The sequence below is a fragment of the Enterobacter sp. DN genome (assembly GCF_046054285.1).
Classification (GTDB): Bacteria; Pseudomonadota; Gammaproteobacteria; order Enterobacterales; family Enterobacteriaceae; genus Enterobacter; species Enterobacter hormaechei_C.
Map to the genome: position 1 here is coordinate 172508 of NZ_JBJJTG010000007.1, position 23884 is coordinate 196391.

Sequence of the window (23884 nt, forward strand, 5' to 3'; positions counted from 1 at the left end):
AGGTAACCGGCATGAGTATAGATATGCCGGTCTTTAATCGTTGATATTTCAGTTTCAGTTTGCCTGGCCGGGCAGGGAACGCAGTCGGCGCATGCCGGTCATTGCTGTGGCCACGTAGCTTGCCTTGCAGTTGACCACTTCAACCCAGACCTTCACGCCTTCCACTCTCACCGTATAGGTCTCTTTCATCTTGCTGCGCCCATAGTCACCATATCTTCGCTGGTGGGCTGCGAGTGCGATTTCACATGCCTGGCGAGCCAAAGGGGATTGCTTACTGCCTCGATTAATCAGTCGCATTTCTTCTCCTTGAGGGAGGGATTCCCCTCCCGATCTGGTTAGCCCACATATTCCGGTTTCATATCCGCCAGGGTGATGCTGAACTGACCATGCAGCTCGTCGCCCAGATGGCGTTTCGACGATGCAAGAACGCGCTCTACTTCTGCGAACCGCGCAGCTGCATCAGGATCATCTGATGGTGGCAAGGAATTGATTGCGGCCTCAACCTTGTTGCATGCGTCTACCAGGTAATAACGCTTCACGGCCTTGTTTTTCAGCTCAGTGAACAGGGCAGAACCCAGCGTTGCTTTCACGGTTTCAATATCTGCGCGCAGAGCTTTAGCGCTATCCACATCCTGAGCCGCCTCGATGCGGTCACGGAAATCATCAGCAAGTGCATCGATGTTTTGAGCTGATTCCTGAGCCGTTTGCGTTGTAGTGACGTTGTCACCTGAAATGTCTGCAAGGCTTACGTGCTGCGCTGAGGCAGGGTTTACCTCTCGTTCTTCACGGCGATCATCCAATTCATCGGGGGTATAAACGCCCAGAATCACATCCGGACAGAACAGTCTCGCCCAACGTTTGACAGCCAGGTACGCCAGCTGCTGGCGAGGGTCGTCAGCCCACAGGGTAGAGTTTCGGGTACGGGCCTGAGCCAGCAGTAAATCCAGTTCTCTCGGCTGGTCTTCGCCTTTCAGGGTTGCGCGGATAATGATGCCGATCCCGGCTTCGTCAGCCAAGGTCCAGCCCGGGACGCGGTACTCGCCTTTATCGCCTTTACGGATGTGGAATTTTCCTACAACCTTTTCCCATGGACCGTACCACTCATAATCAAAACGACTGGCAAGCACGCCGCTGCGTGAAATGACGGCATTAACCAGTTGAGCTTCATACCCGAGCACACCGTTAATCAGGTGCGTCTTCTGCGCCACGGCAAAGGGATTCATCTGCCACTGTGCCGCTTGCATTGCTACCGCCATGCAGTCGGCCTGATTACCCTGTAAGTGTTTAGGAACAGTCGCGGTGCCTTGCGCCATGATCTGCGCGAACGTGCTGATGGCGTTCAGATACTGGGAATCGAACAAAGCTACGTTTGAGTTAACAACGGTGTTTTGGTCAGTAACCGTAACATTAGTATTTTGCATAAATCCCCCTTAAGCCTGAGCGCGCAGCGCTTCAAGGCGGCGCAGGTCGAAGTCGTTCAGTTCGTCGGTGTAATTGTCGATGATTGGCGCTGGCCATTCCCCTGTGTCGAAGCCGGTTGCTATAGCGCGCATTGCTTTTCGGTACTCGAGCATGCCCAGTTCCAGAAGGTCTGCGGATGCCTCGATGATGGCGATCCAGTGATAGTTCTCGTCTTTGTTGACGAAAATCCAGAAGAACTGGTCCAGCGCCGCGGTTTCGCAGTACATAGCCGCGCTCAGGTGATAATCACGTTCAATGATTTCCCGGTGTAGCCTGGCGCGCAGGCTTTCCTGCTTAACGTTCCACATGCTGATGGTTTTCAGGTCAGCACCAATACGCACGCCGTCCAGGTCGATCTCAAGGTCAGGGCGCACACGAACTTCCAGGCCCGTCTCCTCATCAAAGCCGAAGTAACTCACCTCGACGGCGCGGCTCGGGTGGGTCAGCAGCATGCCAGCGGTCGGGTGTGCCAGAAGAGCTTTTTGAATATCCAGCGCGGTGCTGAGTTGCTGGCGTGTGACCAGTACTTTCCCTTCCGGGTTGTCGCGCCAGGCATCTAGCAACTCGTCGGCAAACACGGCATCTGGTTTGGCTGCCTTCACGGCCTGGATCATGTCTGCTTTGGTACCGGACACTTTCAGTGGCGCCGGTTTCTGTGCTTCCTGAGCCACAAGGTCAGGGTTGATGATTGCCAACTGCTCCAGCAACGCGTCACGGCTGCCGCTGGTTTTAACCGGCGTCGGCAGGGTCGCGTTGTACTCTTTGATGCAAGCCTTCATTGCCGTCGCCGTCTGCTTCTGGTCACCATCAATACGCTGGAAGCCAGCTGGCAGCGCCATATAGTTCTGCGCCGTTTCTTCCAGGTTAGCGCCAAGCGGAACCTGCGGCGGCAGGGTGGCGTTGTACTCTTCCAGTAACACCTTAATGTCGTCGGCAGACAGCAGCGCCGGCAGGCTGGCATTGTACTTATCGATAAAGGCGCGCAGGGTCGCGGCCGTTGTGAATGCGCCTTCCGGGATTACCGGTTCAACGCTGAATTCTGCGTCCAGTTGTTCAGGCTGCAACGCCAGCGCATGTACCAAGTTGCCCATGTCCAGCACCGCAGAGCGCTCTTTGACGATGGTTTTCTCAACGTGGCGCGCATTGAAGTACATCAGCGACACACGGGCATCTTTAACCTGAGTTGAGCTGATGCCGTTTGCTGCGTGATAAACATCATTCGGCAGACCTTCGTAGCGGCCAGGTTCGAAGTATGCAGGGAACTCCACTTCTGGGTTCGATTCCTGAACGTCAATTGTTGTTTCGTGCAACTGGTCTGCTTCTACGGAATCTGTCTGCGAATTAGCTGCATCAGTGCTTTCGCTCGGTGGTACCGAACCAACATCTTCGTCTTTTTCTGGCTTAGCCGTTTCCATCTGCACATCGCTGGTGGTCTCCGCTGTGTTTTCCGTTTTTTCGACTTCATTTGAGTTGGTATTGATGACCGGTTCGGTATTTCCATCCATCAGGCCATCGATGGAGAACACGCCGCTTTCAAGGCTTGCGACCTTTGTCTGGCTTGGAGTACTTGGTTCTTCCACTGTGGAATGACGAACCTCGCGGGAGTCTTCGTTCCATTCTGGATAGCCTTTAGAGCGCTCACCGCTTTCATAGATGCCGTTCGCCGTGAACCACTCACGCACCTGGCTACGCAGTTTGGTTGTGCTTTCTTCTCCAGACCATGAAATAGCGCGGGTAACTCCAAAAATACTGTTGGCGTCATAGTCGAGGATGTCGGTGGTTTTACTAAGAACCTTGAGCGCCTTGGCGTGCGACTCATCTTTTTTGTCAGCGAGTTCTTTGGCGGCCAGGAGTTGCGTACGGTTGATTTGCCCCGGTACTGCATCTGGGTAAAGCTGAGCAATCGCGATCTCAATGCTCAAGTTCGCCATGTTCTGGGCAACAGCGCGTTTATAGGATTCGGTTGTTTCTGGTTTTTCTGGTTCTAAAGGTGCAGGAGAACCTACTTCAGAAATTCGATTACCCTCAACCCATTCGCGCACCAGGGTGCCGCGGTCAATGTAATCAGTCGCAGCCCAGATTCTGGTGAATCGGAGAACCAAAGCGAGTTCGTGACGCTTCTCCTGGCTGAACACCTTGCGAATGGCGTCGGTGTAGCGCCACAGGTCTTTGGTATCGTAACCCTTAACCTCTTCGCAGTTTTCTGCCGCCAGAAGCAGGTTCTGGACATAGCTGTTGTCTGTGTCCATTTCCAGCGCGCTGATACCTTCGTATTCTTCGCGGGTTAAGTGGTGGCGCAGTTCGTCGGCGGTGAACTGTGAAAGAAGTTGCTTGCGGAAGGGCATTCTGCACACTGGATAACGGGTGTTTTCATCGTCGTGCTCGCCGATCTGGATACCGTCATCAGTAGCGATATGCTGGCCAGTTTCAACCCCGGCGTCGCTGGTTCTTTCTGATTTGAGCAGAGTAAGCTTTCCGTTCCTCCACTCTCTCACTACCTCATTACGGTCGCCGGCATCTACTCTCAACCAGTCGGCCATGAAAGCAGTAAGTAGCTTTACTTCGTGCTCTTCATCTGGCGCGAAGACCTGCTTAATCGCCTGAACCAGTTTCCACTCAGCGTTCAGGCTGAGCTCGGCAACTTCAGGGATGTCGTTCTTCGCCAGCAGCAGATTCTGGAGATAGGTGTTGCCTTCATCCAGAGACATTTCGCTGGCAGCCAGTTGCTGCTCTTTAGTGATGTGTGACTGGTATTTGTCGCTGATCAGGTGGACGGCATAACGAACCGCTGGAGTGCGGTTTTCAAGCGGGACACTCTCGACGGTAGTTTCGACTTTAACGGTCGTTTCCGGTGCGGCAGTGTTATCCACGGCGCCAGTAGACTCAGCACCAGCCTTTGGTAGCCAAGTGCGTCCATCGTCTTGGAGTTCGTAGTGTTTGCACCAGGTGTAATCCACTGTACTTTCTTCCGGGAGGTCGTCGAAGACCGGAAAATCGGTGCGAATCGGTTTGGCATAATCCTTACCGCGTCCGGTTTCAATACCAGCATCTTCCAGCTCAACATCGAGCTGTAGGTTTGCACGGGCTTCTGATTTCGCAGTGAACCAAATCACTGCGTCTTCTTTGCCAGATTTCTGCGTAGCCTTAACTACATAGAAAAATTCCATGTGAGATCCTCTTTTTTGGATGTAAGATCCCCGGGCCAGAGATAGCGCCCATTGGGTGAACTTTGGTTTTTTAAGTAGTTTTCCGGTGTAACTTTGGTCGGGAGCACCGGACGTACGGGCCGCCTTGCGCGGCTTTTACGTTATGCCTCGTGTGCCATCTGGTCGTACGAAGCACAACGTTCAGAGCAGTATTCTTTATCTTTGCGCGCCAGCTGTGCGCCGTTGCGATAGAGAAGGGTACTTTTGACTACTTTCTCCGGTTTAACTGGCTTGCCGCAGTACCCGCATTTCGTTGAGTTACACATCTGGATTCCCCTTTTGCGCCAGCAGGTAGCACAGGCGGCGAAGAATCACCTCGAAGAAGTTCAGCTTTACGGCCTGCTGCCGTCCTGGTTTGCGTGCGAAATCAATCATTCTCACCCTCGTTTGCCTTATCGCCGGCCAGCGGAACGTTTACACCTGATGCGCGTTAATCTCTCCACCTCATCCGACTATTCGTATGCCGTCGGCGGCTACTTCGTTGGCATCCTGCCTTGGTGGAACGTAGTGCGTCTTGGTTAGTTAGATTAAATCACTGGTTTACACGACTGTCAACTTAAGGTTAATGGCAATTGTAAATCTGAGGTTTATATTGCTGGTTTTTGTGACGCGTCTGCCGAATCGCAGGCAAAAAAAATTCCGACGGAAAGGACGGGATGGGGCATACTGGGCGTTAGTTTGGCGGAAGAGTTGAAGGGTGAGGGTAGAAAAAAACCGGCGCAGTGGCCGGATGCATTTATTCGAATGGAAGGTCTATTTGTCTCTGTGGATTCAGCTGTTTTTTTACATGCTCAATTTCGAATGTGGTTTTTATAGTATCACCAATCATGTATTGGGTTACCTTTAGGTCAACAAGCAACATATCGCCTTTGGAAAAGTTTAGGGTGTTGTTATCAATATCACTGATAAACTTCTGGTCTTTAATCTCAGCCAAAAAGCTACTGGCTCCATCCGAAAATCTCCATCGGCTGCCTTCATTAAAAGAAATGTTCTTAATCTGAAGGGCTTTCTCTACCGTGGACTCCGAGATTATTGATTCAGCAGGAAGCTCAACTTTGAAATAATGCGCCTCTTGTTTATCGATCGTCATGAACGTCAGTCCATCATCGACAGTGGAAGCAAAACTGTCGATACCTTCCTGCTCTAGCGGCTTGCATATAACTTCTTGCAATGAAGAACGAAGTTTAATGTTTCTATACAGTTCGATTACTTTGCTATCGAAAATTTCACTGTCGTCATCAACAAAGACTTCAATGTTGCTATCAGGCAGATTGTGTAACTTTTTAATTTCTCTTGGTCCGATCCATTTAACTAATTGGATCAGACCCTTGCAAATTTTTTCTCTGGGGCCAGGGCAAAAACCAATTAAAGCAATAAGATTAGCGGCGGCTGTTACTGAATCGCCCGAAAAGAAATCAACTGCCTGTTTGAACCAAGATGTCGATGAGGCAATTAGATCTATTCCAAATGAGCCAGCTCTGAATGATGCATTAACCTTTACTGAAACAACGGTCTTGTTACCATAAACTGTTTTTCCGGCTTCCTCTAATGCATCTGACAGGGATAGGAGTGCAGGGGCAAGGTCACGCACGTTCATTTCGTGCGTCTCCAATGCTGGTCCGTCGTATACTATCCTGAACTTCATATCATTAGTTTCCGAATTGCTGCCTGCATCCATTATGGCACTCACCTGATCGCATATACAGTAAATTTACTTTTTACCCCGACACAATGCTTGATGCCGGATGGAAATCCCTACCGCTTCTCGATTGTAAGAGTCAATTGTACGTTCGCCGGTTATCAATCCTCCTGCGACCGGATCCGCCCCTTCATGTACTTCTCATACAGGTCATCCAGTTCTTTCAGGCGAATCGCGAATATGCGGAGCATGTTCTGCTGCTCTTCTTCCGGTAACTGGCGGTAGAGCTCCAGCAAGCGCTGTTCGTCCGGCTTAAGTCCGTCTTTTTCTCCAACGTCCTCACCAAGTAGCCATGCGACAGAAATGCCTACAGCGTCGGCTATGGCCAGTGCCGATTTCTTACTAATCACACCTTTTTTGAACCAGCCGTTTACGGCCTGAGGGGTGACTCCAGCTATTCGTGCCATGTCTGCTTTTGTAACGCCGCGATCAGTGATCTCAGTAAGGCGTTCAACCAGAACGAGGTTGGGTTCTTCTTTTCTCATAGGTTCATTGTAAATATTTGGTTTATACACACAATAAATCCATGGTTTGCATGGTGTGTAAATCTGTGGTTTACTTCTGCTATCAATAAGCAGGAGAAGCACATGTCCGCACTCGATAAAGCAATTAAAGCCGCTGGCTCAGCCAGAAAGCTCAGCAGCGCGCTTGGTGTGACGAGTATGTCTATAAGTCATTGGAAGAATCGTGACCAAGGGATCGTCCCGCCAAGCTATATCTTCCCAATTTTCAAAATGACAGGCGTAACTCCCCACGAGCTGCGCCCCGACCTCTATCCAAACCCAACTGATGGTTTACCTAAACAGGAGCCTTAACAATGCAAACTGTTTCATTTCAACAGAGTAGCAGAGCTTCCTCTAATCCAATGATATTCCCGTGTCATCAAAGCGAATCGGAAGCGCAGGATGTTGATCATCGCGATATCTGCTCAGCGGTACGAGCTTGGGCGGCGGCAGAAGGGCGCGTAGCTGTAGCGCTTCAAATCCAGGAGGCGGCGGAAGAAATCCAACTTGACGGCGTGGATTATTCAGGCCAAGCCGATGTCTGGAACGTGAAGCTGTTCCGATGGCTGGACAACAAAGAAGACTCCGCATCTTACCGAAAGAACGTCGAACAGCTGGTGCCCGCGATCATGACTGTATTACCGCTTCGATACCGCGACCGGGTCGTAAAGAACGACTCGTTTGCTTACCGCATGGCCAGGTTGGAAAAAGAGGTGAGTGAGGCGAAGCAAGCTCTGATGCTCGATGCACCGAAGAAGGAAAAGCTGAAGGAGTTAGGAGAGGGGATTTTCGAAATGTTCCGTGTCGATCCGGACCTTACTGCGCCGCTGCTGGCGATGGTGACAACCATGCTGGGGGCAATGTGAATATTCTAGAAAAGGCGAAAGCCGGTCTGCGCTAACAGAACCGACTTTCAGGTGCAAAAACGGAGTGTAATTGCGGAGCTAAGTATGTCAAACACAGCTGAAATTATCAATTTCCCCCACAGAACCGAACAACCGGGAGGTCGTATGGCCGACCTGTCGAATGGGTATACCAAGGTCGCTAACGAGATCCAACAGCTAAAACCTCGTCTGAGAATGTCAGGCCGGGAGTGGCAGTGTTTTGAAGCGGTGATCTGGCTTACCTACGGCTGGAACAAGAAACAGGACCGCGTTACAAACACGGTTATCGCTGAGCTTACAGGGCTGAGTGATTCGCATGTTTCTGATGCGCTCAAATCGCTCGCTGAACGCAAAATTATCTTTAGTCAGAAGCAGGGCGTGATGAAAACGGTCGGTATAAATACTGACCTTTCTGCTTGGATTTTAGACAAACCGAAAACGGGAAAAGTCTTCCCGAAATCGGGAAAAGTGTTACCGAAAACGGGAAAAACCTTCCCGGAAACGGTAGACACCCAAGACTATAACAAGAACAATAATAAAATATCCTCGTCTCGGAATTCTGACGAATCCCGAAACCAGAAAACTCAAAAGTTTCTCTCACGCCATCCAGAAGCTGCCGCCGGCATATACACCCCGGCAGGTAAATCATGGGGATCCGCTGACGACCTCAAGGCCGCACGCTGGATTTACGACAGGCTTCTTACCGTCAACGCATCGCTATCTGAACCAAACTGGGCTGAATGGGCAAACACCATCAGGCTGATGCGCGTCCAGGATAAGCGTACTCACTACGAAATATGTGACCTGTTCCAGTGGGCCAACCGGGACGAGTTCTGGAAAGACAACATCCTGAGCCCTTCAAGTCTGCGAAAGCAGTGGGATCAGCTCACTACAAAACGGCTACGCGCTACCGGAACGGCAAAGCCATCCCGGAGCGGCATCGACCTGCATAACACCGACTGGATTGACGGGGTGATGGAATGAAAAATCTTGCCGAGAGTATTCGCAATTTTGACCGGGAACAGGCTCGCCGCGTAGCGCACAACCTGCCTGAGCAGTACACCGAGCGCGAACAAACGCAGCAGGTGGCGCAAATTATCAACGGGCTTTTCGTACAGCTGGCCGCCGCGTTCCCGGCAAGCCTGGTCAATCGTAGTCAGGAGGACATGAACGAGATCCGCCGACAGTGGGTGCTGGCCTTCAAAGAAAACGGGATTACCACATTGGAGCAGGTTGAAGCCGGTATGCGCATGGTACGGCGCCAAGAGCGTCCATTCCTGCCTTCGCCTGGCCAGTTCATCAAGTGGTGCAGGGAAGGGCGATGCGTGCTGGGGATCACCACCGCTGATGTGATGGCTGAATACTGGAAATGGCGCAAGCTGGTCTTCCGATATCCTAGCAGCGAGCAATACCCATGGCCGAAGCCGGTTTATTATCACATCTGTCTAGAGCTGCGGCGCCGCGGAACTGATGGCCAGCTGAGCCAGAAAGATCTCGAGCGTGAAGCCAGCGATATTCTGGATATGTGGGAAAAGCGGGTGCTGGCCGGGAAGCCGATTCCGCCGGTTCGTCGTGCGTTGGCAGCTCCAGTGGCTCCAAATGGACCAACACCTGCTGAGCTTTTGAAAGCTAAATATCAGCGGATGAAGGCTGACGGAAGGGCATAGGAAAGAAATGGTCCGCTATGAGCGATGAGCGGACATTGATAAAAAGATTAAGGCAAAAAATCGCGCGGCGTAGAGCCCAGAATGAACCGAAAAGCGGCTGTAAATGATGCCGGGCATGAGAAACCTAGCATGTAAGCAACCTGTTTGATTGGGATGCCATTCGCGAGAAGATCTAACGAAGCACAAATTCTGGCTCTCTGCTTCCATGTTCTATAACTGAAGCCAGTATCCTTAATAAACAATCGCGAAAATGTACGTTCAGACATGGTTGCGATAAAAGCCAGTTCGCTCAGCGATGCTTCCCAGCGCTGATTAACCAACAGTTCTCTGGCCGCACGGAATAATCTCTCATCATGCGGCATTGGAAGCTCCGTAGTTAAGGGAGAAGTCTCGCTTAGAATTTCCAGAAGCAACAGGGCCATTTTCCGTTGACTCGGCCTCTGGTAATCCTCACTGAATAGCCCGGCTATCAGCTCTTTCACCAGTGCCGTAGCTGTAATCACATGCACCTGATGACTCTTTGTAAAATTCGTGCATTCAGCGATAAGGCTGCTGCTGAAATAAACAGCACGCAGGTCTGTTTGTGAAAGCAGGTTGTAACTATGGATCTGAAGAGGCGGTATCCATAATGCCCGCTGAGGGGGGATTACCCAGCGCTCACTCTCTGTTTCAACCAGCATTACGCCTCTGGTGGCAAACAATAACTGCCCCTCAACATGATGATGGGGAGGGTCCGCCTCTCCACGTTGATAGCTTATCGCTGTGCCTGACCAGCCTGTTGCTTCATCATGTCTTGGCGCTTTATCTATACTACCTGGCATTTCAGATTTAGCCCCTGCAATTATGATATCGACGTTAGAGTCACCCGCAGTATAGCCTTAATGGATGGGTGAGTGATTCAATATTCAAATTATCATTGATATTACAGGAGCATACCCCATGCGAGTCCACTTTATCGTACATGAAAGTTTTGAAGCCCCGGGGGCTTATGAAACATGGGCAAGAAACCGAGGTCATGATCTGACGTATTCACGTGTGTACGCAGGTGACGTGCTGCCAGCAGACGCGGAAGGCATCGATTTCCTGATCGTTATGGGCGGTCCGCAAGATCCAGTCACTACTCTGGAAGAATGCCCGCACTTTGATTCCAAAGGTGAACAGGCGTTGATTGCTTCTGCTATTCAGGCTGATAAAGCCGTGATCGGTATCTGCCTTGGCTCACAGCTAATCGGTGAAGCGCTGGGCGCGCCATTCGCGCACAGCCCAGAAAAAGAGATAGGTAAATTTCCGATCACACTGACGGAAGTTGGCAGCAAAGATGAGATGTTCTCTCACTTTGGCTGTACGCTGGAAGTCGGACACTGGCATAACGACATGCCGGGCCTGACACCAGAAGCAAAAATTATTGCTTACAGCGAAGGTTGTCCACGACAGATCGTTGCGTATTCAGATCGTGTATTTGGTTTCCAGTGCCATATGGAACTGACGCTGGAAGTAGTTGAACTGCTGATTGCGCATTCTGAAAAAGACCTGAGCCGCGCCGCAGAATACCGTTTCGTTAACACACCTGAAGCACTCCGGGCGCACGATTACAGCGAAATGAATCAGGTGTTGTTTGGCTTCCTGGATAAGCTGGAAGCTCGTTACAAAGCAACTCAAGAATAACTTCATGCCCGGTGATGCTCACTACCGGGTATTGGTTTAACGTCCGCTTTTGTCACAAAGCGGACGTTAAGTCTTGGTGTAAGGTTGATGTGGACCATCAGAAAATGAGTTGTTTGCTTTAGTCATCCATTGCCATCATACCTTTAAATAACTTAAGAGCAGTCGCTGATACATCGTAACTTTCGATATTAGATAATACTGCAAGAGTAAAACTTTTATGCTGCGAACGTATAAAATAACTCTGACTGCCAAAAGTAGAACCAAGATGGCAATAAATTTCACCTGAAGCATCTTCATCAATTTCAATGCCAAAGCAGTAAGAGCTATGTTCTTCAATCATAATGCCTGTATCAGTAAACTTGGGAAGTGGAGTGAGGAATTTTCTTATTAATTCATCACCTCCTACTAAACCAGTACAGAAGTTTAGTCCCCATTTCATTAAGTCATTAGCAGATGAGTGCACAAGACCTGCCCCGGTCACTCCCCATGGGCTGAATACAGGAGAAAATGTGTTATCTTCATTTTTATGATAACCACTTACCACCACTTTCTCCTTGGCTAATCCATCAGAAACAAAGGATTTACTCATGCCTAAAGGATTAAATATTTCCTTTTTTACAAAATCAGCAAATCTTGTTCCTGAAACATGTTCAACCACCTGAGCCAGAAGTATATATCCAGTGTTACTATACTCATGCTTGGTGCCTGGAGTGAAATGAAGGATCCTCTCTTCGAAAACTCCAGTAATGATTTGTGCTGTATTAAATTTTGAAAAATAACCAATTTCTTTTTTTTCTGCTATATCAAACAGGCATGGAAGCCCGGATGTGTGATAAATGAGATTCTCAATGGTTATTTCACTCTCAAACACAGCAGCTTCAGGAATGTATTGAGAAAGCAGATCGTTTAATTTCAGCTTGCCCCTTTGCTCAAGCAAAAGAATGCTAAATGCTGTGAATTGTTTTGATAGAGATGCAATATCAAATATACTATTTCGGCCAATTGGAGAGTTAGTCACTATATCTTCAACACCCTCGCTGAACTGAAAAGATCTTCCATCATCGTATTGCATAAGGGCAATGGCCCCGGGTCTGTTAATCATTATTCTTGTCATATAGTAAAAATTATAGTCAGTTTATTAGTGATAAATGTATTTAGATAATTCTAACAGATAGTACATGTAACCGGAATGGTTAATTACTTCTCAAACCATTGGGATCATTTTTCAATGATATCCATTTTTTCCGGCCACGTTTATCCTCACTTTATTATTACGCATAAATTGCTTCCTAAACGTCCGCTTCTGGCACGCAGAGGACAAGATGCGTGACCATCTTGTCTGCTACGAGCGAAAAGCAGATGTCAAAATCATGGCGATAGTGATGTTATTCTACATTAGACATAACAACCCGGCCACGAACTCACGCATCAGGCGGTAAATGGTGGATGACTACAACCTCGGAATCCATCTTTATGGACGGATAGTGCTCACGCATCCCTTCCAGCATTTCGGCATCCGGCCATTCCGCACTTTTATTAAGCCTGGCCGCAACGACAGAAAGTGGCATTTTTTCAACGTGCGTGACACATACCATGACCGTGTCAGAGGCATCCTGAGCATTTTCGTAAAGCATAGGGCCCGGCACAATTTCCCGTTCCCGCCAGCGGATGGTATGAAGCTTCCTGCCTGCGCGGACGTCCGGCAGCAGGCGAGGCACGATCTTAAGTTTCTGCAATGACATTATCTCCCGTGAAAAGGCTCCTCCCGGGGGCGGGTGAGTGATGACGAAATATCCTGCGGCTACCACGCATCCCATTTTTAACATAACAATGCTTTCCTGCACCACTTGATAGGACCTCATCTCGTTTCGCGGCCTCAAGCCTGTTTACAGTATCTTTTCCTGTCTGTATATCGAAACGCGCCTGATTATCCCGGCTTGTTTGCATAACTATGCTGCGAATGTAGTTCTAGATGGATTAGTGAATGTAAATGTTAGAAACATCCGCTTCTGGCGCAAAGCTGACGTCTCAGCCTATGTATGAACGTAAAAGCTACCTTCAAGTGATTGAGCCGCTCTCGGGTTATAACGTAGCGCTTGTGTGTCATGTTGGTAAACCAATTTCGATGTTTTCTGAAAGCCTGATTGCCCTCAGGCGAAACGACTCTTAGAACCTTCTAAGGTGTAATAATCACATAATTCTCCTCTACGTGTGCTATAACCGAGTTTCAAATCGCCACCACTGGCGGTTAAGAGGCATCGCATGAAATTACGCATCACAAGAGCAATCGGCCTCAGCAAGTTCTCGCCACGTTGGGTTAAGGTTATCTGTTTACGGTTGACTAAAAACGATATTGAGCGCTCCCTCAACGCGCTTCTGGCCACAATTGATGAATCTGAACTCACTCCGGAGCAAGTTAAAGCATTAAGGGAATGCGTTGACAGAATCAACCTAGCAAGGGGAAAGGGGATGAAGGCATGAGCACTTTTGATGAAAGGTAAGCCAATACTGTATAGGCGCGGCAGCGTTTGCTGTCCAAGTATCGCTTACCGGTCGATACCAGCTGAGCTTTAAAAGCCAAATATGACTGGATGAAAGCTGGTTGGAGGGTTAGGGATGAACTGGTTCTTCGTAAGCGAAATTGAGGCCTAATATCTAAGCCTGCTCGGTTTACCGCATTTTAGCTGAGTACTGAAGCATTGCCTTTGCACCCGCCGGGCCCGCTGACTTTTCACTATATATTAGTTTATCCGCTTCCAGCTTGACACCTATCGATTATGACTGCGTTAAGCCTATGAAAAAGTAATAAGTCTACAAGTTCTTTTTAACATTCTATGAATTCATTAGATTCTGGCCAGAAGATCTTCAAATATCCATTTTTATCATATTTTGAAAAAAGATTGCCCTGGAAGCAAAATATCCCAGCGGATTCAAGCCACATCCATTCTTCTGGTTGTTCGACACCTGTAGCACAAATCCTTATCTCTAAAAGTTCGCCGCAACGTATTAAACTTTGCAGTATCGCCTGCTTAGAACCGTCCTTATGTATATTATGGATTAGTTGAGGGTGTATTTTGAGCTTCTCAGGCTGAAATTTCGAAAGAAACAATAAACCTGCATTTCCCACACCAAAGTCATTAATAGCAACGCTTAAACCGCAGCTTTTGAGAATCTGCACGGAATGCGCGAACTCATCAATTTCAGGGATTATTTCGCTCTCAGAAAACTCAACTATAACTTGTTCTGGGTGTAAGTTACTTTCTCTGATGTAATTGAGCAAAATCTCAATCGCATTCGGCACCCTAAGTAAGGTTAAAGGCAGGAGTGTTATTGATACTCGTTGTGAAGAGGTAATGAAACTCCCTGCAATTTTTAACAAATCTTTCTTCGATTCCAAATCAAAAAATAAATTATTGGCTTTTATAACGTCTTTATCTGATTTAGCATTCAAGACAAAAGAATGAATCTGGGCAGCGAGAGGGTCTATAACTGCATACATGTCTTCGATAATAGCGGGATCAACCGATGATACATCTATTTGATCGGATGAAAAAAACCAACTGAACCTATCAGGAAGTTCATAATAGCTATCTGTCTCAGCAGAATCTATAAATGTACGGAAAAACCTTAAAGCTCTGTCGTTGTAAAGCATTTTATGTTGGGTTGTTCCACGTTGAAGAACCCTGTCCAGACACTCTTCTTTACTGAATAGTCTTATATCAATCAATTCCATGCCTGAGCGGCCAAATCGTCGATAGGGGGCATAATCGGATAAGAGTTCTACAATGTTAAAGTGAAGTGTATCTAGGCAAATCTTTTCATAGATTTGCATTACAGCTGCTTCATCACCTTCCAGAAGCTGTAGGAAATGAATCCCATTGAAAAGTAAAACACCAGTTACCCCCGCACATTCATTTCGGGAATTTGCTTCACTGACCATGTCAATAATGGATTGAATTGGTGTATCAGCTCGCAGGTGGCTTCGGTAGATGAGAGTGGTAAGCATAGTTGCACACTTTAAAGGATTTCCTTCTAAAGTAGCATACGAAAGGTCAGTTAGGGCTAGTTAACTGAAAAATTTACAAAAACGAGTACGGTAACGTTAAAATTGTCCATGAAGAGTAAAATGCTTCACAAAAAAAACCACTAAATTAACGTGGTTTAATCCTACGAGAAATGCACGATTCTACAACGTAAATTCGCTTGGTATGCACACGTGACAAAGTAAAAATTGATTCTAAGATTGTGGTAGTAAAAATTATCACATGGAGGTTCTAATGGTTTTCATTGTGGCTTTAACTTTATCTCTTCTTCTTTGCGTAGCGGGCCTTATCTTCATTTTGCTGGAGTTAGTTAGCATAGGCTGCAACCCTGAACGACATTGAACGATACGTGCAAGAAATCCAGCAATAGCATTGATTGAAAAGGCCCTTGACCTCAAGTTAGCTTGAGCTTTTAAGATGGCGATTTTCGATATAGTCCAAGGGTTAGCCTAATGAAAGAGATTGATGTCGGTTTTACGCACGTTGCGTTTGTTGTTAGAGATTTGGAAAAAAGTATTGATTTCTACAGCCGTTATGCTGGTATGGAAGTCGTACATAGGCGAGAGCCTGATCTTCCGGAGGCACGTAAAGTCGCGTGGTTAAGTGACCTAACTCGCCCTTTTGCGCTTGTCCTTGTCCAGGTTGATGCTGTGACTGACACCCCTTTAGGTAATTTTGGTCACTTGGGAGTAGCTTGTTCAAGCATTGAAGAAATCGACAATAAGGTAGCGATGGCTAGAATGGAAGGCATCTTGCGAAAAGAACCGGCTCAGGCAGGCGAACCGGTAGGTTATTATGTCTTCTTCGCTGATCCTGATGGCAATACACTTGAACTTTCTTATGGTCAGAAAGTCGGGATCGAGGCTTTACGTCAGGATGATAGAGTGCCTGCATCTCAGTAAATTTCGATAACCGGTTGGATTACATTACGCTCTGGTAATGTTTCATATCGTTTTAGAGCTTGCTGACTAATTTGTTGCTAGTAACAGCAAGCTCCATATTAGCCTTTACAGATTTTCATTTTATTAATCTCATTTCTAAGCCACAATTTAGTAGCGAAACTGCACCAAACTCCGCTGAAATCTATTCAACATAACTATTGTGTAGACCTCCAAATCTGAGATCTGCCCCATATCGTACTTAAAACATATACCTGTAAGCCTGAAAGCGCTCCATAGTGCGAACACTCTTTAATCGTTGCAAAATCCGTGAGATACGTTTATAAATATACTGTATATGCATACAGTTGTTCATTGCGGAGGGAAAAATGAAAATCGAGTTAACCATTGATCGCATGAAGAAACTTCCTGTTGTAGCTATACCTGCGCTCGAGTCAGAACTGCTCAAAAGACTTAGCAAGCAGTTTGATGGTTGCCAGATTACGATTAAGCGTGCCAGTAATGATGGTTTGACTGTTTTCGGGGGCGACATGAAAGAGGTCGAACATATCGTGCAGGAGACTTGGGAAAGCGCGGACGAGTGGTTTTATTAATCGCGTGAATTTGACTGGAGCAGTTTCAAAGAGTATCGCTGTTTGCGTTCCCCTGGCTGTTCCCGATTACTGTTTGCCGCGTCAATAAGTCGCTCTGGGGGGAAATAGTGTGTAGTGCAGATGCCTTTAATGCAGATGATCAATGGTACGACGTGGTCAGAAGGGCCGATAATGCAGTTATCTATAGCTTCCCGGCGGAAGGGAGATATCTGGTTTATCGAGTAAATGGAATAGTTTCATTACGACCCTTACTCGAAGAGGAAGAAATCTTCACTCTTAACGGGTTTATGCAATTTGCAAAACGGCTTGGGTACCGAATTACACCACCGTCTGATATCATTCTTTCATAGGCCTGAACACCCTATACCTGATGCGCCACGGAGAGAACCATGGCGCTGGAATTACAACTTATCAAACACCATTCAGGAATACTGATCCCGGCCACACCCGAGACCAGTGATATCCTGCAATCCAAAACCCGGCTCGGCGATGTTCTTGTTGCCGAGTTCAGGCGACTACGAAATCCGGCATTCCACCGGCGATTTTTCGCGCTTCTCAATCTCGGTTTTGAATACTGGGAACCAATCGGCGGGGCTATCTCGAGTAACGAGCGGAAGTTAATTACCGGCTACGCAAAGTTCCTGGCTTCTTATGGCGGGAATGAGAGCGCGCTGATCAATGCTGCTGAGCAGTATCTGGAGCAAGTCGCCTACCGCCGGGTCACGAATGGCATTAGCCTGTGCAAATCCTTCGATGCTTTCCGCTCATGGGTAATCGTCGAGGCAGGGCACTTTGATGCTATTCAGCTACCTGACGGCACACTCAAAAAGCATCCACGTAGCATCTCATTCGCCAACATGGACGAACTCGAGTTCCAGCAACTTTATAAAGCTGCGCTCGATGTTCTTTGGCGCTGGGTCCTGTCTCGTTCATTCCGCAGTCGCGATGAGGCCGAAAATGTCGCCGCGCAGCTGCTTGGCTTTGCGGGGTGATGGGCATGCAACATTCATGGTTCCATCATACCGAATGCAGCACCGAACAGGCCGACGAACTGGTTAAGCGTTACAAAGCGCGCGGCGTGCGAGTTGAGCGCAGCCTAAACAAGGATTACGTGACCTGGACTGTCAGTGCTTTCCTTCCGACCTCAAATACACCAGCGCGCCCGGATAGCCGCTGGCGCAACCGGATGTGGGGGTGAACGTGAAAACATATCAAATCACTTTGCCCTGGCCACCGAGTAACAACCGGTATTACCGGCACAACCGCGGGCGTACACACATTAGCGCTGATGGCGTCGCGTACCGCTATGCCGTGGCCAGTGTCATTCGAAGCGCCAGGCTAAACATCCGAACGGCTGCACCACTCAAAATCCGAATTGAATGTCACATGCCCGACCGCCGGCGCCGCGATCTGGATAACCTGCAAAAAGCTGCATTCGACGCTTTAACTAAGGCGGGATTCTGGCTGGATGACTGCCAGGTAGTCGACTATCGAGTTGTGAAGATGCCTGCTGTTAAGGGCGGGAAATTAGAACTCACCATTACTGAGCTGGAGACCGCATGAATCTTGAAAATACCCTCAAATACCACTTCGCCAAGTCGACGCTTATTAGCGACTCTCCGCGCGCAACTGCTTCAGATTCACTGACCGGGACTGATGTTATGGCTGCCATGGGCATGACCCAGGAACGCGCCGCCATGGGATACAGTGCCTTCCTCGGAAAGATGGGCATCAGTTACAACGACCGGGCGAGGGCGATTGAGTTGCTGGCTGAGTACGCGTTAACCAAATGCGATAAGGTTGCCGCGCTGCGCAAGCTGGACGATGCCGTTAAGCCACTGGTAATGCGGCAGCTGGCCACCTTCGCTTTTGAGGATTATTCCCGCAGCGCCGCAAGCGTGAAACAGTGTGATTGCTGCTCGGGGCAGGGATTCATTGAGGCTGATGTTTTCACGATGAAATCGCACTACACCATGAGGCTTCCACAGTGGGCAAAAGACCTTAAGCAATCTCCGAGTGATTTCGAGGTTAAACGCCAGGTGAAAGAGGTGGTGCGGGTTCTATGTTCGGCCTGTAAAGGTAAAAAAGTTGTCAGCTGCGCCTGCAAAGACTGCCACGGGCGCGGTAAAGCAGTGAATCAGGACCTCACTGAAAAGCAGGGCGTGCCGGTTCTTGCAAACTGTAAGCGTTGCGGCGGACGTGGATATGAGCGTATCCCCTCAACTGAGGCTTACGCTGCGGTGCGCCAGATAACGGATACAATCAGCCTAGATACCTGGAAGAAGTCTGTTAAGCCCTTTTACGATCAGCTAATCACCAAATTTGACATCGAAGAAGCATGGGCCGATGCGCAATTGAAGCAGATAACAAAATAGGGCGTTATTTTATCGTGAGCTATTTACTTTTCCCGAATCTGTGGTAATTTTGCTCTAACGATGGGTTATTGCCTTCGTTTAAAGCCCTGCGGTTAACCCCGTAGGGCTTTTTGCTTTATAGCAATTTAAGAATTACTAAAACCATACAACCCCGTAGTAACTTCTAATTTCCCAGCCATGCTGGTGGGAAAATGGAAGAGGGTTGCTACTGGCTACAGCACAACGGCAAAATTCAGGTAACCTACTACACCGATGGTGTAACCGATGACCTTGAAACGGGCCAGTTGATAACTGGTGTCTGGCATCTGACGCAGAGAGAGGACATTTGCCATAACGGAGAGGCAGAGGTGATTGAAGTCCTTCTGCCTGTACCATTTAAATGAATATATTCATCTGATTACGTGGCAGATTCTTCATACTGCACATATGCTTTTAAGCATCCTGAGTAATGGATGTTTCTGAAAGCATTTTTGTGGTGGATCCCCCTAAGCGGAGGGGCGATTCAGCAGGACATTTCTCCAGAGTGTCCAACAAGCGCGCGGAAATGAATGCTGTGATCATTTCCACCGGGAGGCACCCGGCACCACTCCCTCAGTTATTGCCAACTTAGCTATTTATGCCTGCTTTTCCGAGCAGGCTTTTTTTTCATTTATTAATCATCCATTGACCAGATGAATGTTTCTTGTTTTAGTTATGAATGTGGTGAATCCCATCTAAGCGATGGGGCGTCTGGTTAACTGCTATGTGCAGGTATGCACGCGACTTTGACGACCAGAGATAAGTCACCGGGAGGCACCCGGCGCCACATCCTCAAAAAAACGTTTTGTCGACCACCAGGTTCTGAATCGTCATATACACTTCTAAATGAAACAATTTAAGAGGTGAATTATGAAAGAGGGATATTATTGGATTAGACACAATGACTGTGTCCAGATCGCCTACTTTTCGCACGGTAAAACTGAAGATATGGTTACAGGAAAAATAATCAGAGGCGTCTGGCATCTAACTCGTGGCTACGATCTTTGCCATAACGGTGAAGCGGTCGTTCTGGAAGGCCCCATATCCCCACCTTTATGAAAATAATTCGAAGAACACAGGCTGCCTCAGGGTGGCCTTTTTTATTTCCCCTCAAATTTACTGAGAGGATTCACAGCAATATGAGGGGGGCCGATGTCCGATCCATTTTCCGGCACGGGGCTGGCCGGTTTAGCTTTGACTGGTGCCAGTGTCTACGGTCTATTGACCGGAACTGACTACGGTGTTGTTTTTGGTGCATTTGCGGGCGCCGTATTTTACATAGCGACAGCGGCTGACCTGAGTGTGTTACGTCGCCTGGCATACTTCTTCGTGTCGTATATCGTCGGCATTCTTTGTTCGGGGCTGTTGGGTTCAAAACTCACATCCTGGACGGGGTACACCGAGAAGCCTCTGGATGCTATCGGTGCCGTAATAGCTTCTGCGTTAGCCGTTCAAATCCTTACGTTCCTGAACAAGCAGGACATCGGCTCGCTGGTGGCGCTGATAACGCGCCGGGGAGGTTCGGGTGGTACTAAATGACCCAACAGCAACTATCAACGCGCTGCTCTGCGTCGGAGTTGTAATTACTCTGATGTTTTACCGCCGTGGTGATTCGCGGCATCGGCCATGGATTTCGCGTTTAGCCTGGCTAATTACCGTCACTTACAGCGCTGTACCGCTGGCGTACCTGTGTGGGATTTACCCGCATTCATCATGGGCCACCATTGCGGCCAATATCATATTCCTTTCAGTGCTGGTGGCCGTCAAAGGCAACGTTGCACGTCTGGTTGATCATCTGAGGCACTAATGGACAAAGCACAATTTCAGAAGGCGGCTGGTATCAGCGCCGGGTTAGCTGCGCGCTGGTTTCCGCATATCGACTCCGCTATGAAGGAATACGGCATCACCGCACCGCTTGACCAGGCCATGTTTATTGCCCAGATGGGGCATGAAAGCACCAGGTTTACCCAGCTGGTGGAGAGCCTGAATTACGCGGTTGAAAACCTGGTACCGACGTTCGGTAGCCACCGCATCACGCATCAGCAGGCCGCCGCACTTGGCAGAACGGCAACGCAACCGGCAAACCAGAAAGCAATCGCCAATCTGGTATACGGTGGTGAGTGGGGAAAAGAACACCTTGGCAATCAGGTTGCCGGTGATGGCTGGAAATATCGCGGTCGCGGGCTGAAACAGGTTACCGGCCTGAGCAACTATCGCAGTTGTGGCCACGCGTTGAAACTAGACCTTGTTGCCCACCCGGAGCTGCTTGAACAGGATGAATATGCTGCGCGTTCAGCTGCATGGTTCTATGCCTCCCGCGGTTGCCTTCTTCATTCCGGCGACGTTGAGCGCGTGACACTATTAATCAATGGCGGCCGCAACGGGCTGGAAAAACGCCGTGCGTTGTTTAACCTGGCGAAATCAGTTCTGGTATGAGGTGAGTGTGGGTATCGAGACAATAATCGGGCTGGCCGCACTGGTCATTTCCGCTATCGCCGGCGCTTTTGGCCTGGGCCATTTTCGCGGCACCAGCAAAGCAGAAGCCAAAGCCGACCAGCAGCGAACCGAAGATAACGCAGCGGCAATGGTCGCAGCAGCCGAACGCAGGGTAGAAACAACGAAAGAGGCCAGCAATGTACAGCAGACTGTTAATCATATGCCTGGCGACGATGTTGATCGCGAGCTGCGTAACGAATGGAAGCGTCCCGGTGGTGGTTGATACCGGTTGTGATTGGGTGAAGCCAATCTTCCTGACGGATCAAGACATCGACGTTCTGGACCGCCAGACGAAGAAAGACATCCTGGCGCATAACAAAGCATGGAAAGCAAATTGCGGGAAAAATTGAGCCTCATCCCTGAGGTTCGGACACAGTCTCTCCTCTGGACTTTAACCGTAGCAAATATTGAGAATTCTGTTATACAAATGGACAATTCTTGTGGCGCAGATGATTAATTAGCAGGGAAAAGCTTGAACAAATCAGGGTGGCTCATCCTTGAGCACACGGGTAGTCCTGAACGACGACTTCACCTGACATAGCAAAGTCTATGTAAGAGTCTAGAAAACAATGAGTATTTATCAAGGCGGGAAAGGAAAAAAGTCCCTTCCGAAATGAAATCCTGCAATTCGGAAGGGAGACCAAAGGGGTCATCATTACAAGAGAATGTAAATGTAATCCATTTCTCAAAAGTAAAAAGGTGTATTAAATAAATAACTCAAAGGAACGAAAATCTACTTTCTTCTAATGCCTGATGGGTATGCGGAATGAATGATTAGCGAAGAATTTTAACAATGCTCACAACTTTATTTTGTCTGTCAGCTACATTTTAATGGCACGAGTGATTCGATATCTCTGCCATACAGATGAATCCCCCTGAGCGGAGGGGCAACCAGTCACTGCTGGACGTAACGTTGCGGGTTTGCAGAGTGATGCAAGTCCACCGGGAGGCACCCGGCATCTGAATGCTTGACTAAAGGAATAGGGTATACGTCGAAATGAGTGCGAAGTAATACCTACTTACTGCTAGACCCAGCCAGTTCTGTCCGAGCTGGCTTTTTTTTGCAAAAAAAAGCCCTCTCAGAGAGGGCTACAGGAGTCTCAGTTTCGTTGCTCTTTTTATTGATGTTCCCCGGAGTTGGCATTCTCCGCATCAGAGTCATGTATAGCCTGGCAGCCAGGCAGATAACAACAAGCGTAAGCGTGGGATATTAAGAATTTCCTCAGGTTGTTTTCACTTGTGGATGGGCTAAAGATCTTGAAGCAATAAGCGGTTTGACCGCAGCCATGTGGCCATGCAGCAGCCATAATGCTGCCCCGAGTCGCGTAATGGCGAGCAAGTGTAGCATACCGTGGTGAGGGTTAATAAGGGGAAATGCTCCGATAGGTGGCAGCCATTACAACGCTAGTCTGCCGGTGGTCTTGATATTGGAATGTGCATAAATCCTTTGCTGAAGTAAGTTAATGGCTTTAGCTAATGAGATAAAAATGAGTGAACAAAAGCATTCCCATGTTGTGACCGTGGTGAAGAATTCTATGTTGTCTCTTTATGGGAGGCCGATGCTGAGAGCCATGACGATGTTGTAATGATGGATCGATTTGATGATTATCTTGACTGTATGGTACCTGAAGTTAGCTCATTCGAAGTGTGGCTGGATGAGCATGAGGAATATGAGGGTAATTATCATTTATGCCCAGGTTGTGGCTCAGATAGTTAGAATCTAATTGTGGCTATCAAGCCGCCTACGGGCGGTTTTATCGGTATAATAATGGGTGTGACAAACAACCGAAGATTATCTTTTTTTATAATGAAAATATACAATCAACACAATATTCTCAATGATTATTTTAAATGGTGGTTTTTTGAAATTAATTGGAGGGGGCTTGATTTGATAAAGCGCCTCTCCATTTTTAGTCAAGTATTATCAACCTATATAGTGCAAAACAGAATAGAGAACAGCACTGCTCAGCGCAGGGATAAGCTTAAGGATGCCCGTGATACTATTTTTCTCTTTACCAGTAGGCAAATTGGCGAAATCAATAATCGCGCCGGTAACAGCCCAGTTTGAAGCATAAAAAGCGATGCCTTTTAAGGGGTCGGTTTGTGAAACCCAGAGTGTAAAACCAATATTTGCTAAAACTGAGACTATTAGCAATAAACATATCCACCTAAATTTCTTTTCCCCTATGTTCGATGACGTCAGCGCAGTGCTAATTAATTCACTTTCAGGGGAGCCAACGAGGCTGTTCTTTTCATTTTTAGAGCTTTCATCAAAAATGGCATTAGTGCTTGGTTTTACTTCAGTTTTTGTTTCATCTTTATATGTCATTATAATCTCAACTTTTTCATTATTAACGTAATGTAAGTAATATTGA

28 protein-coding genes and 1 pseudogene are annotated in these 23884 nt (G+C 48.1%); 17 read left to right on the plus strand and 12 right to left on the minus strand.

Translation table 11 applies throughout. The annotated features are described in order from the left end of the window. Positions 1 to 54: 54 nt before the first annotated feature. The 7 genes and pseudogenes from ACJTMZ_RS17080 to ACJTMZ_RS17110 form a co-directional block, all read right to left on the minus strand. Positions 55 to 297: a DUF4060 family protein gene (locus ACJTMZ_RS17080; protein WP_047365628.1), complete on the minus strand. Its 243-nt coding sequence runs from the start codon at positions 295 to 297 to the stop codon at positions 55 to 57. Between the two features lie 38 nt (positions 298 to 335). Then, positions 336 to 1421: a RecT family recombinase gene (locus ACJTMZ_RS17085; RefSeq protein ID WP_408626948.1), complete on the minus strand. Its 1086-nt coding sequence runs from the start codon at positions 1419 to 1421 to the stop codon at positions 336 to 338. Positions 1422 to 1430: 9 nt separating this feature from the next. Then, positions 1431 to 4628, minus strand: a complete 3198-nt coding sequence (locus ACJTMZ_RS17090) for a RecE family exodeoxyribonuclease (RefSeq protein ID WP_408626949.1) — start codon at positions 4626 to 4628, stop codon at positions 1431 to 1433. Positions 4629 to 4768: 140 nt separating this feature from the next. Beyond that, positions 4769 to 4933 carry a YdaE family protein gene (locus ACJTMZ_RS17095; RefSeq protein WP_226834643.1) on the minus strand — a complete coding sequence of 55 codons (165 nt, stop codon included), beginning with the start codon at positions 4931 to 4933 and terminating at the stop codon, positions 4769 to 4771. Continuing rightward, positions 4926 to 5081: pseudogene (locus ACJTMZ_RS17100) on the minus strand (hypothetical protein); the annotation flags it as partial. The gene ACJTMZ_RS17095 and the pseudogene ACJTMZ_RS17100, both read right to left, overlap by 8 nt. Before the next feature lie 322 nt (positions 5082 to 5403). Next, positions 5404 to 6345, minus strand: a complete 942-nt coding sequence (locus tag ACJTMZ_RS17105; RefSeq protein WP_408626950.1) for a hypothetical protein — start codon at positions 6343 to 6345, stop codon at positions 5404 to 5406. Between the two features lie 122 nt (positions 6346 to 6467). Then, on the minus strand, positions 6468 to 6881 hold the full coding sequence (locus ACJTMZ_RS17110; protein WP_073397240.1) for a helix-turn-helix domain-containing protein: 414 nt from the start codon (positions 6879 to 6881) through the stop codon (positions 6468 to 6470). Positions 6882 to 6953: 72 nt separating this feature from the next. On the opposite strand from ACJTMZ_RS17110, the gene ACJTMZ_RS17115 reads away from it, so the two are divergent. From ACJTMZ_RS17115 to ACJTMZ_RS17130, 4 genes are all read left to right on the plus strand, one after another. Next, a complete protein-coding gene (locus ACJTMZ_RS17115) occupies positions 6954 to 7181 on the plus strand; it encodes a YdaS family helix-turn-helix protein (protein WP_108453074.1) in 228 nt (75 codons plus the stop codon). A gap of 2 nt (positions 7182 to 7183) precedes the next feature. Next, positions 7184 to 7735 carry a toxin YdaT family protein gene (locus ACJTMZ_RS17120; RefSeq protein ID WP_408626951.1) on the plus strand — a complete coding sequence of 184 codons (552 nt, stop codon included), beginning with the start codon at positions 7184 to 7186 and terminating at the stop codon, positions 7733 to 7735. Between the two features lie 84 nt (positions 7736 to 7819). After that, a complete protein-coding gene (locus tag ACJTMZ_RS17125) occupies positions 7820 to 8737 on the plus strand; it encodes a replication protein (protein ID WP_408626952.1) in 918 nt (305 codons plus the stop codon). Next, the gene (locus ACJTMZ_RS17130; protein WP_408626953.1) at positions 8734 to 9420 is read left to right on the plus strand and encodes a replication protein P; all 687 of its coding nucleotides are present in this window, start codon (positions 8734 to 8736) and stop codon (positions 9418 to 9420) included. Before ACJTMZ_RS17125 ends, ACJTMZ_RS17130 begins: the two co-directional genes overlap by 4 nt. A 47-nt stretch (positions 9421 to 9467) precedes the next feature. Here ACJTMZ_RS17130 and ACJTMZ_RS17135 read toward each other — a convergent pair whose 3' ends face one another. Next, complete coding sequence (locus ACJTMZ_RS17135; RefSeq protein WP_408626954.1) at positions 9468 to 10241, minus strand: AraC family transcriptional regulator; 774 nt, start codon at positions 10239 to 10241, stop codon at positions 9468 to 9470. 118 nt (positions 10242 to 10359) lie between these two features. Here ACJTMZ_RS17135 and ACJTMZ_RS17140 point away from each other — a divergent pair, with 118 nt between their 5' ends. Continuing rightward, entirely contained in the window at positions 10360 to 11085 is a 726-nt protein-coding gene (locus ACJTMZ_RS17140; protein WP_060460312.1) for a type 1 glutamine amidotransferase, read from the plus strand. 118 nt (positions 11086 to 11203) lie between these two features. Here the strand turns inward: ACJTMZ_RS17140 and ACJTMZ_RS17145 are convergent, their stop codons facing one another. Beyond that, on the minus strand, positions 11204 to 12157 hold the full coding sequence (locus tag ACJTMZ_RS17145; RefSeq protein WP_408626955.1) for a serine hydrolase domain-containing protein: 954 nt from the start codon (positions 12155 to 12157) through the stop codon (positions 11204 to 11206). Positions 12158 to 12506: 349 nt separating this feature from the next. After that, a complete protein-coding gene (locus ACJTMZ_RS17150) occupies positions 12507 to 12911 on the minus strand; it encodes an ASCH domain-containing protein (RefSeq protein WP_348562590.1) in 405 nt (134 codons plus the stop codon). 436 nt (positions 12912 to 13347) lie between these two features. On the opposite strand from ACJTMZ_RS17150, the gene ACJTMZ_RS17155 reads away from it, so the two are divergent. Beyond that, positions 13348 to 13566, plus strand: coding sequence for a hypothetical protein (locus ACJTMZ_RS17155; RefSeq protein WP_166714696.1), 219 nt, complete (start codon positions 13348 to 13350; stop codon positions 13564 to 13566). Between the two features lie 343 nt (positions 13567 to 13909). Here ACJTMZ_RS17155 and ACJTMZ_RS17160 read toward each other — a convergent pair whose 3' ends face one another. Then, positions 13910 to 15091 carry a diguanylate phosphodiesterase gene (locus tag ACJTMZ_RS17160; RefSeq protein WP_153688541.1) on the minus strand — a complete coding sequence of 394 codons (1182 nt, stop codon included), beginning with the start codon at positions 15089 to 15091 and terminating at the stop codon, positions 13910 to 13912. Between the two features lie 489 nt (positions 15092 to 15580). Here ACJTMZ_RS17160 and ACJTMZ_RS17165 point away from each other — a divergent pair, with 489 nt between their 5' ends. The 11 genes from ACJTMZ_RS17165 to ACJTMZ_RS17215 all read left to right on the plus strand — a co-directional run bounded on the left by ACJTMZ_RS17165 (position 15581) and on the right by ACJTMZ_RS17215 (position 21732). Beyond that, on the plus strand, positions 15581 to 16030 hold the full coding sequence (locus ACJTMZ_RS17165; protein WP_023296480.1) for a VOC family protein: 450 nt from the start codon (positions 15581 to 15583) through the stop codon (positions 16028 to 16030). 365 nt (positions 16031 to 16395) lie between these two features. Then, complete coding sequence (locus ACJTMZ_RS17170; RefSeq protein WP_408626956.1) at positions 16396 to 16620, plus strand: DinI-like family protein; 225 nt, start codon at positions 16396 to 16398, stop codon at positions 16618 to 16620. Positions 16621 to 17009: 389 nt separating this feature from the next. Next, the gene (locus tag ACJTMZ_RS17175) at positions 17010 to 17612 is read left to right on the plus strand and encodes a DUF1367 family protein (RefSeq protein WP_408626957.1); all 603 of its coding nucleotides are present in this window, start codon (positions 17010 to 17012) and stop codon (positions 17610 to 17612) included. Then, positions 17612 to 17818, plus strand: a complete 207-nt coding sequence (locus ACJTMZ_RS17180) for a hypothetical protein (protein WP_023296483.1) — start codon at positions 17612 to 17614, stop codon at positions 17816 to 17818. The genes ACJTMZ_RS17175 and ACJTMZ_RS17180 overlap by 1 nt, the downstream gene beginning before the upstream one ends. Positions 17819 to 17820: 2 nt before the next feature. Continuing rightward, entirely contained in the window at positions 17821 to 18183 is a 363-nt protein-coding gene (gene rusA / locus ACJTMZ_RS17185) for a crossover junction endodeoxyribonuclease RusA (protein ID WP_032628394.1), read from the plus strand. Continuing rightward, entirely contained in the window at positions 18180 to 18995 is an 816-nt protein-coding gene (locus tag ACJTMZ_RS17190; RefSeq protein ID WP_023296484.1) for an antitermination protein, read from the plus strand. Before rusA ends, ACJTMZ_RS17190 begins: the two co-directional genes overlap by 4 nt. Positions 18996 to 19186: 191 nt before the next feature. After that, positions 19187 to 19378, plus strand: coding sequence for a hypothetical protein (locus ACJTMZ_RS17195; protein ID WP_408626958.1), 192 nt, complete (start codon positions 19187 to 19189; stop codon positions 19376 to 19378). Between the two features lie 787 nt (positions 19379 to 20165). Then, positions 20166 to 20552, plus strand: a complete 387-nt coding sequence (locus ACJTMZ_RS17200; protein ID WP_015570936.1) for a phage holin family protein — start codon at positions 20166 to 20168, stop codon at positions 20550 to 20552. Next, positions 20539 to 20820: a phage holin family protein gene (locus tag ACJTMZ_RS17205; RefSeq protein WP_199129705.1), complete on the plus strand. Its 282-nt coding sequence runs from the start codon at positions 20539 to 20541 to the stop codon at positions 20818 to 20820. Before ACJTMZ_RS17200 ends, ACJTMZ_RS17205 begins: the two co-directional genes overlap by 14 nt. Further along, positions 20820 to 21449 (plus strand): glycoside hydrolase family 19 protein, encoded by a 630-nt coding sequence (locus ACJTMZ_RS17210; RefSeq protein ID WP_166714690.1) that lies wholly within the window; start codon positions 20820 to 20822, stop codon positions 21447 to 21449. The genes ACJTMZ_RS17205 and ACJTMZ_RS17210 overlap by 1 nt, the downstream gene beginning before the upstream one ends. Positions 21450 to 21456: 7 nt before the next feature. Continuing rightward, positions 21457 to 21732: a hypothetical protein gene (locus ACJTMZ_RS17215; protein ID WP_032682332.1), complete on the plus strand. Its 276-nt coding sequence runs from the start codon at positions 21457 to 21459 to the stop codon at positions 21730 to 21732. Between the two features lie 1701 nt (positions 21733 to 23433). Here the strand turns inward: ACJTMZ_RS17215 and ACJTMZ_RS17220 are convergent. Beyond that, the gene (locus tag ACJTMZ_RS17220) at positions 23434 to 23838 is read right to left on the minus strand and encodes a hypothetical protein (RefSeq protein ID WP_408626959.1); all 405 of its coding nucleotides are present in this window, start codon (positions 23836 to 23838) and stop codon (positions 23434 to 23436) included. Positions 23839 to 23884: the final 46 nt, after the last annotated feature.

Coding starts and splice junctions, on each gene's coding strand:
- ACJTMZ_RS17135 (WP_408626954.1), bottom strand. CDS start 10,241: ATGCCAGGTAGTATAGATAAAGCGCCAAGACATGATGAAGCAACAGGC.
- ACJTMZ_RS17095 (WP_226834643.1), bottom strand. CDS start 4,933: ATGTGTAACTCAACGAAATGCGGGTACTGCGGCAAGCCAGTTAAACCG.
- ACJTMZ_RS17200 (WP_015570936.1), top strand. CDS start 20,166: ATGTCCGATCCATTTTCCGGCACGGGGCTGGCCGGTTTAGCTTTGACT.
- ACJTMZ_RS17080 (WP_047365628.1), bottom strand. CDS start 297: ATGCGACTGATTAATCGAGGCAGTAAGCAATCCCCTTTGGCTCGCCAG.
- ACJTMZ_RS17145 (WP_408626955.1), bottom strand. CDS start 12,157: ATGCAATACGATGATGGAAGATCTTTTCAGTTCAGCGAGGGTGTTGAA.
- ACJTMZ_RS17155 (WP_166714696.1), top strand. CDS start 13,348: ATGAAATTACGCATCACAAGAGCAATCGGCCTCAGCAAGTTCTCGCCA.
- ACJTMZ_RS17105 (WP_408626950.1), bottom strand. CDS start 6,345: ATGGATGCAGGCAGCAATTCGGAAACTAATGATATGAAGTTCAGGATA.
- ACJTMZ_RS17165 (WP_023296480.1), top strand. CDS start 15,581: ATGAAAGAGATTGATGTCGGTTTTACGCACGTTGCGTTTGTTGTTAGA.
- ACJTMZ_RS17085 (WP_408626948.1), bottom strand. CDS start 1,421: ATGCAAAATACTAATGTTACGGTTACTGACCAAAACACCGTTGTTAAC.
- ACJTMZ_RS17090 (WP_408626949.1), bottom strand. CDS start 4,628: ATGGAATTTTTCTATGTAGTTAAGGCTACGCAGAAATCTGGCAAAGAA.
- ACJTMZ_RS17130 (WP_408626953.1), top strand. CDS start 8,734: ATGAAAAATCTTGCCGAGAGTATTCGCAATTTTGACCGGGAACAGGCT.
- ACJTMZ_RS17140 (WP_060460312.1), top strand. CDS start 10,360: ATGCGAGTCCACTTTATCGTACATGAAAGTTTTGAAGCCCCGGGGGCT.
- ACJTMZ_RS17180 (WP_023296483.1), top strand. CDS start 17,612: ATGGGCATGCAACATTCATGGTTCCATCATACCGAATGCAGCACCGAA.
- ACJTMZ_RS17150 (WP_348562590.1), bottom strand. CDS start 12,911: ATGTTAAAAATGGGATGCGTGGTAGCCGCAGGATATTTCGTCATCACT.
- ACJTMZ_RS17160 (WP_153688541.1), bottom strand. CDS start 15,091: ATGCTTACCACTCTCATCTACCGAAGCCACCTGCGAGCTGATACACCA.
- ACJTMZ_RS17195 (WP_408626958.1), top strand. CDS start 19,187: ATGGAAGAGGGTTGCTACTGGCTACAGCACAACGGCAAAATTCAGGTA.
- ACJTMZ_RS17210 (WP_166714690.1), top strand. CDS start 20,820: ATGGACAAAGCACAATTTCAGAAGGCGGCTGGTATCAGCGCCGGGTTA.
- ACJTMZ_RS17170 (WP_408626956.1), top strand. CDS start 16,396: ATGAAAATCGAGTTAACCATTGATCGCATGAAGAAACTTCCTGTTGTA.
- ACJTMZ_RS17115 (WP_108453074.1), top strand. CDS start 6,954: ATGTCCGCACTCGATAAAGCAATTAAAGCCGCTGGCTCAGCCAGAAAG.
- ACJTMZ_RS17125 (WP_408626952.1), top strand. CDS start 7,820: ATGTCAAACACAGCTGAAATTATCAATTTCCCCCACAGAACCGAACAA.
- ACJTMZ_RS17220 (WP_408626959.1), bottom strand. CDS start 23,838: ATGACATATAAAGATGAAACAAAAACTGAAGTAAAACCAAGCACTAAT.
- ACJTMZ_RS17120 (WP_408626951.1), top strand. CDS start 7,184: ATGCAAACTGTTTCATTTCAACAGAGTAGCAGAGCTTCCTCTAATCCA.
- ACJTMZ_RS17175 (WP_408626957.1), top strand. CDS start 17,010: ATGGCGCTGGAATTACAACTTATCAAACACCATTCAGGAATACTGATC.
- ACJTMZ_RS17190 (WP_023296484.1), top strand. CDS start 18,180: ATGAATCTTGAAAATACCCTCAAATACCACTTCGCCAAGTCGACGCTT.